This is a genomic window from Luteimonas endophytica (assembly GCF_029887875.1).
In the GTDB taxonomy this organism is placed as follows: Bacteria; Pseudomonadota; Gammaproteobacteria; order Xanthomonadales; family Xanthomonadaceae; genus Luteimonas; species Luteimonas endophytica.
The window spans coordinates 257,463-271,846 of record NZ_JARXRM010000028.1; the positions used below are offsets into that span (position 1 = coordinate 257,463).

The 14,384-nt window shown below is 72.9% G+C and carries 16 protein-coding genes, 1 tRNA gene and 1 pseudogene; 3 read left to right on the forward strand and 15 right to left on the reverse strand.

All coding sequences use genetic code 11. From position 1 onward, the window contains the following. Positions 1–3 precede the first annotated feature (3 nt). The 3 genes from QFW77_RS08595 to QFW77_RS08605 form a co-directional block, all read right to left on the reverse strand. The gene (locus QFW77_RS08595) at positions 4–936 is read right to left on the reverse strand and encodes an MBL fold metallo-hydrolase (protein WP_280574101.1); all 933 of its coding nucleotides are present in this window, start codon (positions 934–936) and stop codon (positions 4–6) included. A gap of 82 nt (positions 937–1,018) precedes the next feature. Next, on the reverse strand, positions 1,019–1,327 hold the full coding sequence (locus QFW77_RS08600) for a hypothetical protein (protein WP_280574102.1): 309 nt from the start codon (positions 1,325–1,327) through the stop codon (positions 1,019–1,021). After that, a complete protein-coding gene (locus QFW77_RS08605; protein ID WP_280574103.1) occupies positions 1,324–2,661 on the reverse strand; it encodes a tryptophan--tRNA ligase in 1,338 nt (445 codons plus the stop codon). Before QFW77_RS08605 ends, QFW77_RS08600 begins: the two co-directional genes overlap by 4 nt. A gap of 150 nt (positions 2,662–2,811) precedes the next feature. On the opposite strand from QFW77_RS08605, the gene QFW77_RS08610 reads away from it, so the two are divergent. Further along, on the forward strand, positions 2,812–3,594 hold the full coding sequence (locus tag QFW77_RS08610) for a hypothetical protein (protein WP_280574104.1): 783 nt from the start codon (positions 2,812–2,814) through the stop codon (positions 3,592–3,594). 122 nt (positions 3,595–3,716) lie between these two features. Here QFW77_RS08610 and QFW77_RS08615 read toward each other — a convergent pair whose 3' ends face one another. The 7 genes from QFW77_RS08615 to birA form a co-directional block, all read right to left on the reverse strand. Then, entirely contained in the window at positions 3,717–3,914 is a 198-nt protein-coding gene (locus tag QFW77_RS08615; RefSeq protein ID WP_280574105.1) for a CsbD family protein, read from the reverse strand. Between the two features lie 234 nt (positions 3,915–4,148). Further along, positions 4,149–4,304, reverse strand: coding sequence for an entericidin A/B family lipoprotein (locus QFW77_RS08620; RefSeq protein WP_280574107.1), 156 nt, complete (start codon positions 4,302–4,304; stop codon positions 4,149–4,151). 171 nt (positions 4,305–4,475) lie between these two features. After that, positions 4,476–5,399, reverse strand: coding sequence for an arginase (gene rocF, locus QFW77_RS08625; RefSeq protein ID WP_280574109.1), 924 nt, complete (start codon positions 5,397–5,399; stop codon positions 4,476–4,478). 18 nt (positions 5,400–5,417) lie between these two features. Beyond that, positions 5,418–5,493, reverse strand: a tRNA-Thr gene (locus tag QFW77_RS08630). A 114-nt stretch (positions 5,494–5,607) separates the two neighbouring features. Continuing rightward, positions 5,608–6,390: an SPOR domain-containing protein gene (locus QFW77_RS08635; RefSeq protein ID WP_280574110.1), complete on the reverse strand. Its 783-nt coding sequence runs from the start codon at positions 6,388–6,390 to the stop codon at positions 5,608–5,610. 50 nt (positions 6,391–6,440) lie between these two features. Next, complete coding sequence (locus QFW77_RS08640) at positions 6,441–7,184, reverse strand: type III pantothenate kinase (protein WP_280574111.1); 744 nt, start codon at positions 7,182–7,184, stop codon at positions 6,441–6,443. Continuing rightward, positions 7,181–8,176, reverse strand: coding sequence for a bifunctional biotin--[acetyl-CoA-carboxylase] ligase/biotin operon repressor BirA (gene birA / locus QFW77_RS08645; RefSeq protein WP_280574113.1), 996 nt, complete (start codon positions 8,174–8,176; stop codon positions 7,181–7,183). Before birA ends, QFW77_RS08640 begins: the two co-directional genes overlap by 4 nt. A gap of 160 nt (positions 8,177–8,336) precedes the next feature. On the opposite strand from birA, the gene QFW77_RS08650 reads away from it, so the two are divergent. Further along, a complete protein-coding gene (locus QFW77_RS08650) occupies positions 8,337–8,603 on the forward strand; it encodes a hypothetical protein (RefSeq protein WP_280574115.1) in 267 nt (88 codons plus the stop codon). Further along, positions 8,570–9,366, forward strand: a pseudogene (locus QFW77_RS08655) (M90 family metallopeptidase). The gene QFW77_RS08650 and the pseudogene QFW77_RS08655 overlap by 34 nt, the downstream one beginning before the upstream one ends. A gap of 179 nt (positions 9,367–9,545) precedes the next feature. On the opposite strand, the gene QFW77_RS08660 reads toward QFW77_RS08655, so the two are convergent. From QFW77_RS08660 to dusA, 5 genes are all read right to left on the reverse strand, one after another. Beyond that, positions 9,546–10,910 carry an ATP-binding protein gene (locus QFW77_RS08660; RefSeq protein ID WP_280574191.1) on the reverse strand — a complete coding sequence of 455 codons (1,365 nt, stop codon included), beginning with the start codon at positions 10,908–10,910 and terminating at the stop codon, positions 9,546–9,548. A 163-nt stretch (positions 10,911–11,073) separates the two neighbouring features. After that, the gene (locus QFW77_RS08665) at positions 11,074–11,760 is read right to left on the reverse strand and encodes a response regulator transcription factor (RefSeq protein WP_180677195.1); all 687 of its coding nucleotides are present in this window, start codon (positions 11,758–11,760) and stop codon (positions 11,074–11,076) included. Positions 11,761–11,810: 50 nt separating this feature from the next. Continuing rightward, positions 11,811–12,272, reverse strand: coding sequence for a hypothetical protein (locus QFW77_RS08670; RefSeq protein WP_280574117.1), 462 nt, complete (start codon positions 12,270–12,272; stop codon positions 11,811–11,813). 38 nt (positions 12,273–12,310) lie between these two features. After that, a complete protein-coding gene (locus QFW77_RS08675) occupies positions 12,311–13,222 on the reverse strand; it encodes an arginine deiminase-related protein (RefSeq protein WP_280574118.1) in 912 nt (303 codons plus the stop codon). After that, positions 13,219–14,223, reverse strand: coding sequence for a tRNA dihydrouridine(20/20a) synthase DusA (dusA, locus tag QFW77_RS08680; RefSeq protein WP_425603298.1), 1,005 nt, complete (start codon positions 14,221–14,223; stop codon positions 13,219–13,221). The genes QFW77_RS08675 and dusA overlap by 4 nt, the downstream gene beginning before the upstream one ends. Positions 14,224–14,384 lie beyond the last annotated feature (161 nt).

The window sequence follows — 14,384 nt, forward strand, 5'->3', positions numbered from 1 at the left end:
TGGTCAGGCCCGGTCGCGGTCCAGCCACACTTCCAGCCCTTGGGCGTTGAGTTCGATGTCCATCCCGAGCAGCTCCGGCACCCGTTGCCGGGCATCGGCCACGCCGTGACGCTGGGCGCGCTCGACGTAGAGCCGCTGCAGCGCCTCGACCAGCCGCTGATGGCGGTGCGGATCGTCGGCCAGCGCACGCGCCGCGTCCACCATCGCCTCCACCTGGGCGATCAGGTCCGCGCCCAGCCGCTGCACGTCGGCGACGCGGCCGTAGTGGGTCACGAACACCGCCTCGGGCGCCTCGCCGAGCATGCGCCGCACCGACGCGCGCATCTGCTCCGGGTCGAACTGGACCGGCGAGGTGGTCGGGATCGCGAAGGCGCCGCGCGCGGTGTCCAGCTCGCGGTAGGACAGGCCGAAGATGTCGCCGGCGAACCAGCTGCGGCTGCGCGCGTCCCACACCGCGAGGTGGTGGCGGGCGTGCCCGGGGGTGTCTGCGCACAGCAGCGGCCGTCCGGCCAGGTCGACGACGTGGCCGTCGGCAGCCTCCTCGACCCGCGCCTCGGGGACCGGCACCAGCTCGCCGTAGCTGGCGGAGAATTCCGCGTCGCCGTACACGGCCCTGGCGCTGGCGACCAGCCGCGAGGGATCGATCATGTGCGGCGCGCCGCGCGGGTGCACCACCAGCCGCGCGTTCGGCAGTTCGCGCAGCAGCGCGCCCGCGCCCCCGGCATGGTCGAGGTGCACGTGGGTCAGGATCACCCGGTCGACGGCATCGGCGGCCAGCCCCTGCGCTTGCAGCGCCGCCAGCAGCCGCGGCACGCTGTGGTTGGTGCCGCAGTCGACGAAGGCCGCGCGCCCGCGTTCGACGATCAGGTAGGCGGCACAGAACTGCGGCCGCTGGTAGCCGGTATCGATGGTGACGATGCCATGCAGGGGGCTCATGACCTGCTCGCGGGAGGGGGAAGCCCAGTCTAGTTGCGGGCCTCGCGCGCCGGGATTCGGCTTTGGTCGCAGGCCGGGGCGCTCAGCGCCGCCGCAACCAGCGCGCGCGGACCAGAAATGCGACGGTCATCACCGCCAGGTACACCCCGTAGCCCACCGCGGTCGCCAGCACCTGTCGCCACATCCGTCCGTAGGCGGGGTCCGCGCTGTCGTGCGCCCAGTACACGCTCGCCAGGAAGGCGGCGACCGCCAGCAGCAGCGCGGCCCCGTCGAACAGCCGTCGCGCGGTCCCGCGCGGCTGGCGCGGGTAGTGCCAGAACAGCACGCCGAGGATCAGGAACCACGGCAGGAACAGCACCAGCGCCAGGTTGAGTTCGACCAGCGGGTTCACGCGCCCGCCTGCGCCAGGCGCTCCAACGCATCGGCGAGGTCCTGCAGCGTGGCGTCGCCGCCGAGCCTGCCGACCGGGCTGCCGTCGAGTTCGATCTCGCCGCCGCTCTCGTGCAGCGCCGCCGCCCCGCCCCGCTTGAGCCGCGCGATCAGCTGCCCCGCATCGCGTGGCGACGCCTGGCCCGCACCCTGCAGCAGCAGGCGCTCGCCGTCGACCAGCTTGAAGTGGAAGCGGCCATCGGCCTCGCGGTACTGCTTGAACTGCGGCGGCGCGGCGCGGCGCGCGGACGCGTCGTCGGCGCCTGCCTGCGCCAGCGGCCGGTCCAGCGGCGCCAGGCCAACTGCCCGGCGCAGCTGCGCCAGGAACGGAGTGGCGCGCTCCTCGCGCAGGCGCGCGGCGCCCTCGCGCAACTGCCGCTCGATGACCTGCGGCTCGGCGACCAGCGCCTCGTAGCGCGCCCGCAGCGGCGCGATCTCCACCTCGACCCGCTCGAACAGCCGTTGCTTGGCATCGCCCCAGGCGATGCCCTCGGCGAAGGCCCGGCGCATCGCCGCGGTCTCGTCGGCGCTGGCGAAGGCGCGATAGATCTCGAACAGGGCCGAGCCTTCGGTGTCCTTCGGTTCGCCCGGCGCACGCGAGTCGGTGACGATGGAGAACACCAGCTTGCACAGCTGCTCGCGTGGCGCGAACAGCGGGATCACGTTGTCGTAGCTCTTGCTCATCTTGCGGCCGTCCAGGCCCGGCAGCGTGGCCACGTGCTCCTCGATCGCCGCCTCGGGCAGGGTGAAGTGCTCCCCGTAGAGATGGTTGAAGCGCTGGCCGAAATCGCGCGCCATCTCGATGTGCTGGATCTGGTCGCGCCCGACCGGCACCCGCTCGGCGTTGAACAGCAGGATGTCGGCCGCCATCAGCACCGGGTACATGAACAGCCCGGCGCTGATACCGGCGTCGTCGTCCTCGGCTTCGGCGCGGTTGCGGTCCACCGCCGCCTTGTACGCATGCGCGCGGTTGAGCAGCCCCTTGCCGGCCACGCAGGTCAGCAGCCAGGTCAGCTCCGGGATCTCCGGGATGTCGGACTGGCGGTAGAAGCGCACCCGCTGCGGGTCCAGGCCGCAGGCCAGCCAGGCCGCGGCGATCTCCAGGGTCGAGCGCTGCACCCGCGCCGGCTCCTGTACCTTGATCAGCGCGTGCAGGTCGGCGAGGAAGAAGTAGCTCTCCACCGCCGCGTCGCGGCTGGCGGCCACCGCTGGGCGGATCGCACCGACGTAGTTGCCCAGATGCGGGGTGCCGGAGGTGGTGATGCCGGTGAGAACGCGGACGGGGGGGCGGGTCATTGCAGGGCCGGACGGGAAAACCGGGGCGAAGTTTAACCGCTGCCGCCGCAGCCACGGCCGCAACCCCGCCGAGCGGGCCGGCCGGGCGGCGCTCGACCCCGTTCGCGGCCGCGGCGCGTTGGCCAGTGGGACCGAACCCGGAGAAGCGCCATGGCCCGCCTGCTGCTGTCGATCGTCCTGCTGTCGATCGTCACCGCCTGTTCCCCCGCCCGCGCCGGCCACCCGGTGCGCCTGGACATCGTCGACCGCGAGCACGGCGGCCGGCTGGAACAGCACCGCCACCGCGGCGAGACCTGGATCGCAGGCTCCCCCGGGCACCGCTACGCGGTGCGCCTGACCAACAACAGCGACGAGCGGGTCCTGGTGGTGCTGTCGGTCGACGGCATCAACGCCGTCACCGGCGAGACCGCCGACCCCGCCCAGTCCGGCTACGTCCTGGCGCCGAGGCAGAGCACCGAGATCGCGGGCTGGCGCAAGTCGCTCGACGATGTCGCGCAGTTCGTGTTCACCGCGCTGCCCGACAGCTACGCTGCGCGCACCGGGCGGCCGGACGACGTCGGCGTGATCGGCGTGGCGGTGTTCCGCGAGCGGTGGACGCACCGGCCCGAACCGATGCCGTCGATCGCGGAGCGCGCCGAACGCCGCGCGGCGCCGGCGGCGACCGCCGAGATGGAACAGGCGATGGGGGACCACGCCGCGCACGGCCGGGACGCCGCCCGCCAGCGCATCGGCACCGGCCACGGCGCGCGCGAATGGGCGCCGGTGGGCCATACCACGTTCGTGCGCGCCAGCCGGCACCCGGTGCAACTCCTGCAGTTGCGCTACGACACGCCGCAGCGGCTCGCGGCGCTGGGCATCCCGGCGTGGCGCCACGCCGGGTACCAGGCGCCGCGGCCGCGCGCCTTTCCGGGCGGATTCGTGCCCGATCCGTGACCGGGCGGCGCGGCCGGTGCGGCACCATGCCCGTTGATGGTGCCGCGCCAACGCAGAAGGGCCGGCTTGCGCCGGCCCTCCCGTCATCGCTGCCGGCGTGTCGCCGGAAGACGCTCGCTCGGTCAGAGCGTGCGCTCGAACTCGCTGACTTCCTTCTCTGCGCGCTCGCGCTCCCAGCCGTACTGCTCCTGCAGCTTGCCGGCGAGGTACTTCGAGTCGCCTTCGGCGACGTCGAACACGTCGTCGCTGAGATCGCCCCACTTCGCCTGGGCCTTGCCCTTGATCTGGGACCATTTGCCGGAAATGATGTCCTTGTTCATTGCTGATCCTCCGCAGTCACGGCGATTTACCGTGGACGCAGGATCGCGGTTGGAAGCTTCGCATCCGGTCAAGATTGCGTTGGGCGGCCCTGACGTCGATGAACGTGGCTGAACACGCCCGGGAAGCGCTCTCCAGGGGGATGGACCCCGGCCAAGAAAAGGCCGGCGCACGCGCCGGCCTTTTGGCCTGGTGTCCATGCCGCGCGATCGCGGCCGACAGGGAATTGCCGTGGCTCAGTTCGGATCGGTACCGCCGGTGTCTTCCGCGGCATCCTCGATCTTGTCGCCGACCTTCTGCACGTCCTTGCCCGCGCCTTCGACGGTATTGCAGGCGGTCAGGGTGGCGGTCGAGAACAGGGCGAGCAACAGCAGGGCAGTCAAACGCTTCATGGGGGGTTTCTCCTTTGGCGGAATGGGGGGCGCTCGGTGATCGCGTCCCTTGCCGGCGACCCGTGCGGACATGAAAGCGCAAGCGGGCGTGAACGATGCGTCGTTTCGCCGGGCACCGCCGGCGGCCGGCGGCGCTCCTGTTCAGGTTGGCGGCCGGACCCTAGGCAGCGCTCAGTCGCGCATCAGCGTCGACTTGCCGAACAGGCTTTCCACCAGGTCCACCGCCAGTTCGGCGGTGATGTTGCGGTCGTCCAGCGCCGGGCTCACCTCGACCACGTCGAGCGAGCCCATCCGCCCGGAGTCGGCAATCATCTCCATCACCAGCTGCGCCTCGCGATAGTTCACCCCGCCGGGCACGGTGGTGCCGGTGCCCGGGGCGATCCCCGGGTCGAGGAAATCCACATCGAAGCTGACGTGCAGGTGGGTGTCCTCGTCGAGCCCGGCCAGCGCCTGTTCCATCACCCGCTTCATCCCGACCTCGTCGATGTAGCGCATGTCGTAGATGTCCAGGCCGTGCTCCTTGACCAGGCGCTTTTCCTCCTGGTCCACCGAGCGGATGCCGATCTGCTTCACCTGTTGCGGGACGATCGCCGGGGCATGACCGCCGAGCCCGGTCAGCGCGGCGGGGCCGATCCCGCACAGGCAGGCCACCGGCATGCCGTGGATGTTGCCCGACGGCGTCACCTGGCTGGTGTTGAAATCCGAGTGCGCGTCCAGCCACAGCACCCGCAGCTTGCGGCCGCGTTCGCGGCAGTGGTTGGCCACCGCCATGATCGAGCCCATCGCCAGGCTGTGGTCGCCGCCCAGCACCACCGGCATGCGCCCGGCGCGCAGTTCGGCGGTGGAGGCTTCCAGCAGCGCCCGGTTCCAGGCCACCACCTCCTCCAGGTGGCGGTAGCCTGCGACCGGCGGCAGCCAGGGGTTGCGCGGTCCGTCGACGTTGCCGCGGTCGGTCACCTCGACCCCCCGCGCCTGCAGCGCGCCGACCAGGCCGGCGATGCGCAGCGCCTCGGGCCCCATCCGCGCGCCCTGGTGGCCGGCGCCGACATCGGTGGGCACGCCAATGATCGAAACGGGTGGATGGTTCCGCGGCATCGTCGCTGTCCGTTGGGATGGTGCCGGCAATCCGGATCGAACGGATGACCTACCGCTTACAAGGCGGTTGCTCTACCAGCTGAGCTATGCCGGCGTGAATGGCCCGGAACTCCCGGGAAGGCGCGCATTCTAGCGCGCCCCGGCGATGCCCTGCCCTTCGCGGAGCATGCCGTGCACGTCAAAGCCCGCGGCCGGCCAACGCGACCGGTCAAAGCTGCGCGCAGTCGAGGGCGTCCACCCGCTGCGCCGCCGCGGCGGCGCGCGCGGCGGCGGCATCGAAGTCCTCGGCCACGCCGACGTCCAGCCAGTGGCGCACGCTGGTCTCGCCCAGCGGCTCGGCCTGCGCCGCGAATCCGGCGGCGCGCAGCGCCGCGACGTGCCGGCGCGCCGCCGCCTCGCCGCTGAAACGGCCCAGGGCGATGGCGTTGGCTTCGGCGCCCTCGCCGAGGATGAAGTGGTCGTCGAAACCGGCGGCGCCGAGCTTCTCCGCCACCGCCTGCGCGGCGGCGCGGTCGGCTTGTGGCGGCAGCATCACCCGCCAGCCCCGCGGCGCCGACACCACTTCGCGGGTCCGCAGCCGCGACACCCGCGGCTGCAGAGCCTGCCGCGCCGCGGCGAGCGTCGCGGCATCGTCGAACGGCCCCAGCGACAGGCAGCGCGCCGGTGCCCCGGCACCGGTTGCAGACGCCGGCGCGGGCTCGCCGGCAACGGCGCCGGCGTCTTCCGACCCGGCGCCGGCAGCGGCGGCGGGGCCGGCACCGGCGGTGGCGGTGGCGTCGGCATCCGCCAGGGGCGCCTGCGGCGCGGACGTGGTCATCCCGGCCGCGGTGGCGCGCGCCTCCGGCGATGCTTCCTCGAGCAACTGCAGGCGCGGCACCCCGGCGGGCGGATCGGCCACGCCCGGGTCCTGGGCCGGTGGCCGCAGCGCCCACCACAGCGCGACGCCCAGGTTCAGGGCCAGCAGCAGTACGATCGATGCGCGGAGGAACATCGGGCGATTGTAAGGGCCCGCACGCCAGGGCGTGGCGTGGCGCGCTCCGATCAAACGGGTTCCCGCTCCATCCGCGCCCAGTGCGCGAGACCTTCGAGCACCAGCGTCGGCGCGGGTTCCGCGCCATCGAGCCGCCCCGCCAGCGCGGCGGCACCGCCGCCGTGGAGCAGCAGCCGCGGCGCGACGCCCAGCATGGCGCGCGCCGCCTCGCGGCTGCGTTCGAGCAAGGCCAGCGCCGCGCCCTCGCAGCCGGAAGCCAGCGCATCCCGGGTCTCGGCGGCGAACTCGGCGTAGCTGCCGCCGTCGGCCGGCAGTTGCGCAGCGCGCGCGTGCAGGGCCTCCCGCATCAGCGCGGGCGAGGGCGCGATCCGTCCACCGTGGTGACGTCCCGATCCGTCGAGCAGGTCGATGGTCAGCGCGGTGCCGACCCCGACCACCAGGCTGGGACCGGGGCCGCGGGCATGCGCGGCCAGCAGCGCGAGGAAGCGGTCCACGCCAAGGCGGCGCGGATCGGCGTAGGCGATGGCGACGCCATCGCAGCGCGCCAGGGTACAGGCGACAGAGAGCCGGCCGCAGCGCGCGGCGAGCGCCTCGATCAGGACCACCCGCAGTGCCGGCGCCGCGACGCTGGCCAGGCTGGCCGCGTCGAAGCGGTCGGGCATGCGCTGCTCCCAGCCGGCGGCGAACCCCGCGCCGTCGTGGTCCACCGCCACCACCTCGCCGATCCCGCCGTCCGCATGCAGCGGCGCGAACTTGAGACGGCTGTTGCCGAGATCGAACAGCCAGGTCCTCACGGCAGGGCACCGGCGCGCACGCTGACCTCGCCGGCGTGGAAGCTCCGCTCGCCGCCGGCACCGCGCACCCGCAGGGCACCGTCGGCAGCGACCCCCAGGGCGATGCCGTCGTGGCCGCCGCCTGCGCCGGCGATCCGTACCGGGCGCCCGGCCAGCGCATCGAGCGCCGCGAAGCGCGGCAGGAACGGGGCCAGGCCCTCGCGGTCGAACTGCATCAGCGCCGGTACCAGCGCGGCGATCAGCCGCGCCGCGACCTGGTTGCGCGCCGGCTCGGCGCCCAGGACCGCGGCAAGATCGGTCCATGGCTGGTCGATCGTCGCGCCCGCGGCGGGCGGCATGCGCAAGTTCAGCCCCAGCCCCACCACCGCGCGGGCCGGCCCGGCGTGTTCGCCGCCGCCCTCCACCAGCAACCCGCCCAGCTTGCGCAGCCCTGGCCCGGCATCGTTCGCTACCAGGTCGTTGGGCCATTTCAGGCGCACCTGCGCGGCCCCCAGCGCCTGCAGCGCCTCGGCCGCCGCCACCCCCGCCACCAGGCCGAGCCCTCCCAGCCGCGCCAGCCCGCCGGCGAAGCGCCGCGACAGCGACAGGTACAGATTGGCCGCCAGCGGCGAAGCCCAGCCGCGGCCACGGCGGCCGCGGCCACCGCTCTGCCGTTCCGCCAGCAGCACCGCAACCCCGCTGGCCGGCGTCGCCCTTCGCAGCAGCTCCGAACTGGTGGAGTCCAGCGACCAGGCCACTTCCAGCGCGGCGACCTCCGCCGCGGCCTCGGCCGGGAGCGCGGTGCGGATGAGGCCTGCATCCAGCAACTCCAGGGGTTGGGCCAGGACGTAGCCCCGGCCGCGCCTCGCCTCGATCGGAACCCCGGCCATCCGCAGCGCCTCGATCCGCTTCCAGACCGCGGCCCGGGTCTGGCCGCTGGCGCGCGCCAGCGCGTCGCCGGACACGGGGGTACCGGCAAGCAGGCGTTCGAGCAGGGCGCGTTCGGGATTCATCGAAAGGGGCGACCGGACCGGTGGGCGGAGGACCCGGATTATCCGCGAGGCGGCTCCCGGCGGGACGATCCCGCACTGCAGCATGGGCGACGCTGCGCCGGGCCCGGAAGCGCGCTATAGTGCGTCGTTAAGCGTTGCCGCTCCCAGACAGGCTGCCGCCATGACTCTTCGAATCGCGCTGTTGCTGCTGCTCTGCTCCGCCAGCCTGCCGCTGATGGCCAGGGAAGTCCGCCAGGCCGGCCCCAACGGCGACGGTGCCTGCCCGACCGCGGCGGAAAGGAAGGCCGCCGAGACCGGCGCACGCAGCGGCGAACGCACCGCCCCCCCGGCGGCGAACGGCGAGCGCGGCACCGCCGCGGGCGGCAATCCCGAGAGCACCGTCCGCAACCCGCGCTGGCACAGCTTCCTGCCGGGCATGTTCCGCTGACCCGGCGCGCGTGCGCGGCCTGTTCGGGCGCCTGCGGCGCGACCCCTCTCCCATCGACCCCGACCTGTGGCGCGAAGCCCGCGCCGCGGTGCCGTGGGTGGCGCGCCTCGATCCCGCGCGCGAACAGCGGCTGCAGGCCCTGGCTGCACGTTTTCTCCACGAGAAGACCCTCACCGCCGTGGGCGGGCTGCGGCTGGACCGGCGGCGCGCCGCGATCCTCGCCGCGCTGTGCTGCCTGCCGCTGCTCGAGTTCGGCGTCGAAGGCATGCGCGGCTGGTCCGAGCTGATCGTCTATCCCGACGCGTTCCGGGTGAACCGCACCCATGTCGATGCCGCAGGGGTGCTGCACCAGTGGGACGACGAGCTGATCGGCGAAGCCTGGGAAGCCGGGCCCCTGGTCCTCTCCTGGGCCGACGTGGAGGCCGACCTGGCGCAGCCCGATGCCGGGTTCTGCGTGGCGGTGCACGAGATGGCGCACAAGATCGACGCACTCGACGGGTTGCTCGATGGCACCCCGCCGCTGCCGCGCGCCTGGCAGCGTCAGTGGGCGCGCGACTTCCAGGAAAGCTACGACCGATTCGTCGCCACCGTCGAGCGCGGCCGGCGGCCGGCGCTCGACCCGTACGCGGCGGAAGCACCGGAGGAGTTCTTCGCGGTCTGCAGCGAATACCACTTCAGCGATCCGGCGCTGCTGGCGGAGGCGATGCCTGCGGTCGCCGAGCATCTGGCGCGTTTCTACGGCCCTTCCCCCTTCGCGGCGTGACCGCCGCCGGGAGCCGCTAGCCCGCCGTGGGAGCGTGCCATGCACGCGACGGCCGGCGCGGTTGGCCGGCACTCGCGATCACCGCCAGCTCCGCCGGAGCCACCCGCGGCCTCCGCGGCCGTGGGCCGCTCCTACGGGCACCGCCGCTGCACCGCCCCGCGTGGCATACGCGAGTGTCATCACAGTCCCGCCGGCAGCGTCACCACGAAGCGTGCCCCGCCGAGCTCCTCCGACTGCGAGACCTGCAGTTCGCCGCGGTAGCTGTGCACCAGGTCCTGCACGATCGCCAGGCCGATGCCGTGGCCCTGCACCCGCTCGTCGCCGCGCACGCCGCGCTGCAGCACGTGCGCGATCCGCTCCTGGGCGATGCCCGGGCCGTTGTCGTCCACCGCGAGCACCAGCCCGGGACGGCGGTTGAGCGCGGACTCGCCCGGCTTGACCGTCAGCAGCACCCGCGAGCGCGCCCACTTGAAGGCGTTCTCCAGCAGGTTGCCGAGCAGTTCCTGCAGGTCGCCCGGCTCGCCGTGGAAGCGCGCCTGCGGATCGATGTCGAACTCGCAGATCACGCCCTTGCTGGCGTAGATCTTCTCCAGCCCCTGCACGATCTGTTCCGCATGCGGCTCCACCTCCACCGGCGCCGCGAACAGCTTGTGGCCGCCGGACGCGGCGCGGCCGAGCTGGTAGCCGACCAGGTCGTTCATGCGCCGCAGCTGGGTCTCGACCTCCTCGCGCAGTTCGCCGTCGCTGGCGTTGGCGTCCAGGCGCGTGCGCAGCACCGCCAGCGGAGTCTTCAGGCTGTGCGCCAGGTCGGACATGGTGTTGCGCTGGTGTTCGAGGTTCTGGCGCTCGCTCTCGATCAGCGCGTTGATGCTGTCGGTCAGCGGTTGCAGCTCGCGCGGATGCAGCTCGCCCATGCGGTTTGCCTGGCCGCGCTGCACCCGCTTCAGCTCGTTGATCACGTGGCGCAACGGCCACAGGCTCCAGCGCAGCACCACCGTCTGCAGCAACAGCAGGATCAGCCCGGCCACGCCGAGGTAGCGCCACAGCGCCTGGCGGAATACCTGGACCTGCTGCGGCAGGTTGCCAGCGTCCTCCATGATGTAGACCGTGTACGGGATCTCGCCGGCGCTGCGCACCAGCACGAAACCCATGCCGTAACGGATCACCTCGCCCGGGGCGCCGGCGCTGTCGACGATCGGCAGCGGCCCGTCGAAACGCTCCTGGCCACCCTCGAGCATCGCCAGGTCGGGCAGCTGCGGGCCCTGGGCCGACGGCGACGCCCACTGTTCGGTGCCGGTGACCACCACGGCGTACAGTCCGGTGCCGGGGCGGTTGAAGCGCTCGTCGGGCTGGTATTCGGGCGGGATCAGGGTGTCGTCGCGGGCGAACTCGACGATCCCCGCGTAAGTCTCGGCCAGTCGGCGCAGGGTTTCGCGCTGGCGTTCGCTGGCGACGTCGACGAAGGCGCGGTCGAGGGCATAGCCGGCCAGGGCGAGGAACGCGATCAGGCCGAGGCTGGCGGCCAGCAGCTGCCGCGCCTGCAGCGAACGCGGCTGCCAGGGGAGTTCGCGTCGTCGCTTTTCGGCGGCCATCGCGACAGGCTAGCGCGGCCGCGCCTCGGATGCGACGGGCCTCACCGCGGGGACGCGCGGACGCGCCGGCCGCCGGCGGCGGCCCGGTGCTACCGCGCCCGGCGGCATCCGCGCCTCAGTGCTCACCGCTCCGCGGAATCGCGAAGCGGTAGCCGCGGCCGCGCACGGTCTCGATCGGCTTGAGGGTGCCGTCCGGGTCGAGCTTCTTGCGCAGCCGGCCGATGAAGACCTCCAGCACATTGGAATCGCGGTCGAAGTCCTGCTGGTAGATGTGCTCGGTCAGGTCGGCCTTCGAGACCAGCTCGCCGGCATGCATCATCAGGTATTCGAGCACCTTGTACTCGTAGCTGGTCAGGTCGACGTTCTGGCCGTTGACGCTGACCGTCTGCGCCGCGAGGTCCAGGATCACCGCGCCGCATTCCAAGGTCGGCTTGCTCCAGCCGGCGGCGCGCCGCACCAACGCGTTGATCCGCGCCAGCAGCTCCTCGACGTGGAACGGCTTGACCAGGTAGTCGTCGGCGCCCTGCTTGAGGCCGTCGACCTTGTCCTGCCAGCTGGAGCGCGCGGTGAGGATCAGCACCGGGAACTGCTTGCCCTCGTCGCGCAGGGCCTTGATCAATTCCATGCCCGACATCTTCGGCAGGCCCAGGTCGATGATGCCGACGTCGAACGGCACCTCGCGGCCCATGTACAGGCCCTCCTCGCCGTCCTGCGCCGCATCGACGGCGAAGCCTTCGCGCTTCAGGCGCGCGGCCAAGGTTTCGCGCAGGGGGGCTTCGTCTTCGACCAGCAGGATTCGCATGGTGTGCTCCGGATCGGGGCCGTCAGGCCGGTGCGTTCAAGTATCTGAACTCAATCGTCGTCGCGACGTGAGCGCCGGCGCTGCTGCGGGTCGTCCTCGTAGACCCGGACCCGCCCCCGATCGTCGACCACCTTGATCCGGTTGATCTCGCGGCCGTTGGAATGCATGCGCTCGGCGCTGATCAGGGTGCCTCGGGTGGAACTGCGGATGTGGCGAATGGACTCGGCCATGCCGTCCTGGCTGCGCAGCCGGGGCAGCGGCCGGGCCTGGAGCTGGGGGGCGGCCGGACGGGCAGCGGCCGCGACCGGCGGGTCAGCGCGTTCGCGGCGGTCCTGGGCCTGCGCATCCACCGCCAGTGCAGACACGGCGGCGAGGAGCGGAAGCAGCAGGAGGGCGCGGCGAACAGGCATATCGTTGTCCCGGCGGTGGGATGAATGGACCCCGGCAGGTCGATCCGGGCACAAATTGTTGATTTTCCGCGGTGAATCCGTCCTTAACTTTTCCGCGTCCATGCGCCGCGGTTCAGCCGCCACCCCGCGATCATGCCCGTTCAGTAGATTTCTGCAATGCAGCAGCGCAGCGAGCCGCCGCCGGCCTCTATGGCGTCCAGCGGCACGGTACGGATCCCGAACCCGGCCCGCGCCAGGGCGTCCCGGTGGGGTGGCGCCAGCGCGGCCCCGCCCGCCTCGCTCATCCACACCGTGCCCGCCGACAGGGCGAGGGCATTGCCGGCGAAACTGGCGCGTTCGCCCGGGCCGAGCCTGGCGACATGCGGCGCGTACAGCGCCGCGATCGCCGCGGCGACGCGGGGATCGGCCAGGCCGTCGTCGCACAGCAGCGCGGCGCGCCCTGCCAGCACCGCCAGCACCACGTTGGTGTGGTACTCGCCGGGGGCCAGTTCGAACAGCAGGGTGGCACGCAGCCCGAACGCGTGGTGCATCAGCGCGGCGCCCTCGGCATCGCAGCGCTCGGACAGGCCGCAGAAGCCGAGGCCGCGGGCGCGATCGATCACCAGCGCGCCGGTCAGTTCGCACGGGTGCGGCTGCGCGGAAAGATCCTCGACCGCATAGCCCAGCACCTCGGCGAAGAAGCCGCGGATGTCGGTGCGGGCGGCCTCGCGCTGGCGCACCGGGTGGCGCATCCGCCCGACGACGAGCCGGCCCGGCACGGTGGCGAAGGCGTTGTTGGGGAACAGCCCGTCCGGCGCCCGCCGGTCGCCGGGGAAGCACACCGTGGGCAGGATTTCCGCCATCGCCGCCTGCAGCGCCCGGTGCTGGACCAGCGCGCGCGCCGCGTCGAAATCGTCGGCGCCGGCCATGTAGCGGTTGTCGGCGGCCGACTGCTCGGCGCGGGCGAACCCCTCCGGCGCCACCAGGAACGCCGCCTTCGCCGTGGCGGGGCCGAAGTCCGGCGCGCAGCCGCGCGCGAAGCGGAGGAAGGCGTCGGGATCGCGGGTGATCACGCGGCGGCGCGCCGCGGCCCGGCGGCGGCGGCCAGCGCCTCCTCCACCACCCGCCAGTCGGCGCCGGGCCGGTGCGCGCGCTCGCTGAGGATCTGGCGAAAGCGGCGCCCGCCCGGGCGATTGTTGAACAGGCCGAGCACATGGCGGGTGATGTGCTTGAGCGCCACCCCGCGCGCCAGCTGCGCCTCGGCGTAGGGGCGCAGCGCGCGCAGCAGGTCCACGCGCGGCAGCGGTTCGGCGCCATCGAACCAGGCGCGGTCCAGGCTGTGCAGCAGGTAGGGATCGTGGTAGGCGGCACGGCCGAGCATGGCGCCGTCGGCATGGTCGAGGTGCGCGCGCGCCTCGGCGGCGGCGGCGATGCCGCCGTTGACGATCACGCGCAGCGCCGGCCGCTCGCGCTTGAGCCGCCAGGCCCAGTCGTAGCGCAGCGGCGGCACCTCGCGGTTCTCCTTCGGGCTCAGGCCCTTGAGCCAGGCGTTGCGCGCGTGCACCACGAAGATGCGGCAGCCGGCATCGGCCACCGTGTCGACGAAGCCGCGGAAGCGCCCGTAGTCGTGGTCGTCGTCGACCCCCAGCCGGCACTTCACCGTCACCGGCACCGCGTGCGGCGCGTCCGCCAGTGCCGCGATCATCGCCGCCACGCTGTCGGCGACCAGGGCGGGTTCGCGCATCAGGCAGGCGCCGAAGCGCCCGGCCTGCACCCGGTCCGACGGGCACCCGCAGTTGAGGTTGATCTCGTCGAAGCCGTGCGCGGCCCCGATCGCCGCCGCCTGCGCCAGCAGCGCCGGCTCGCTGCCACCCAGCTGCAGCGCCACCGGGTGCTCCACCGGGTCCATCGCCAGCAGCCGCGACCGGTCGCCGTGGATCACCGCGTTGGCGTGCACCATCTCGGTGTACAGCCGCGCATGCGGCGCCAGCAGCCGGTGGAACACCCGGCAGTGGGTATCTGTCCAGTCCATCATCGGGGCCACCGACAGGCGCAGGGCGGCCGGGTCTGGCATCGAAGCGGACGGAAATTGGCCGGAGGCGGTCATGACGGGAGCGGCGGATGGGCACGGCAGACGGCGGCTATTCTCGCCGGCCGCCACCCCGGGGTCGAATTCGGACCGAAGCCGCGGCTGATCTGGCGGACGGGCGGCGATTCCCGCCGGTCGCTTCAGCT

Coding starts and splice junctions, on each gene's coding strand:
- QFW77_RS08595 (WP_280574101.1), bottom strand. CDS start 936: ATGAGCCCCCTGCATGGCATCGTCACCATCGATACCGGCTACCAGCGG.
- QFW77_RS08605 (WP_280574103.1), bottom strand. CDS start 2,661: ATGACCCGCCCCCCCGTCCGCGTTCTCACCGGCATCACCACCTCCGGC.
- QFW77_RS08610 (WP_280574104.1), top strand. CDS start 2,812: ATGGCCCGCCTGCTGCTGTCGATCGTCCTGCTGTCGATCGTCACCGCC.
- QFW77_RS08615 (WP_280574105.1), bottom strand. CDS start 3,914: ATGAACAAGGACATCATTTCCGGCAAATGGTCCCAGATCAAGGGCAAG.
- QFW77_RS08620 (WP_280574107.1), bottom strand. CDS start 4,304: ATGAAGCGTTTGACTGCCCTGCTGTTGCTCGCCCTGTTCTCGACCGCC.
- rocF (WP_280574109.1), bottom strand. CDS start 5,399: ATGCCGCGGAACCATCCACCCGTTTCGATCATTGGCGTGCCCACCGAT.
- QFW77_RS08635 (WP_280574110.1), bottom strand. CDS start 6,390: ATGTTCCTCCGCGCATCGATCGTACTGCTGCTGGCCCTGAACCTGGGC.
- birA (WP_280574113.1), bottom strand. CDS start 8,176: ATGAATCCCGAACGCGCCCTGCTCGAACGCCTGCTTGCCGGTACCCCC.
- QFW77_RS08650 (WP_280574115.1), top strand. CDS start 8,337: ATGACTCTTCGAATCGCGCTGTTGCTGCTGCTCTGCTCCGCCAGCCTG.
- QFW77_RS08665 (WP_180677195.1), bottom strand. CDS start 11,760: ATGCGAATCCTGCTGGTCGAAGACGAAGCCCCCCTGCGCGAAACCTTG.
- QFW77_RS08670 (WP_280574117.1), bottom strand. CDS start 12,272: ATGGACGCGGAAAAGTTAAGGACGGATTCACCGCGGAAAATCAACAAT.
- dusA (WP_425603298.1), bottom strand. CDS start 14,223: ATGCCAGACCCGGCCGCCCTGCGCCTGTCGGTGGCCCCGATGATGGAC.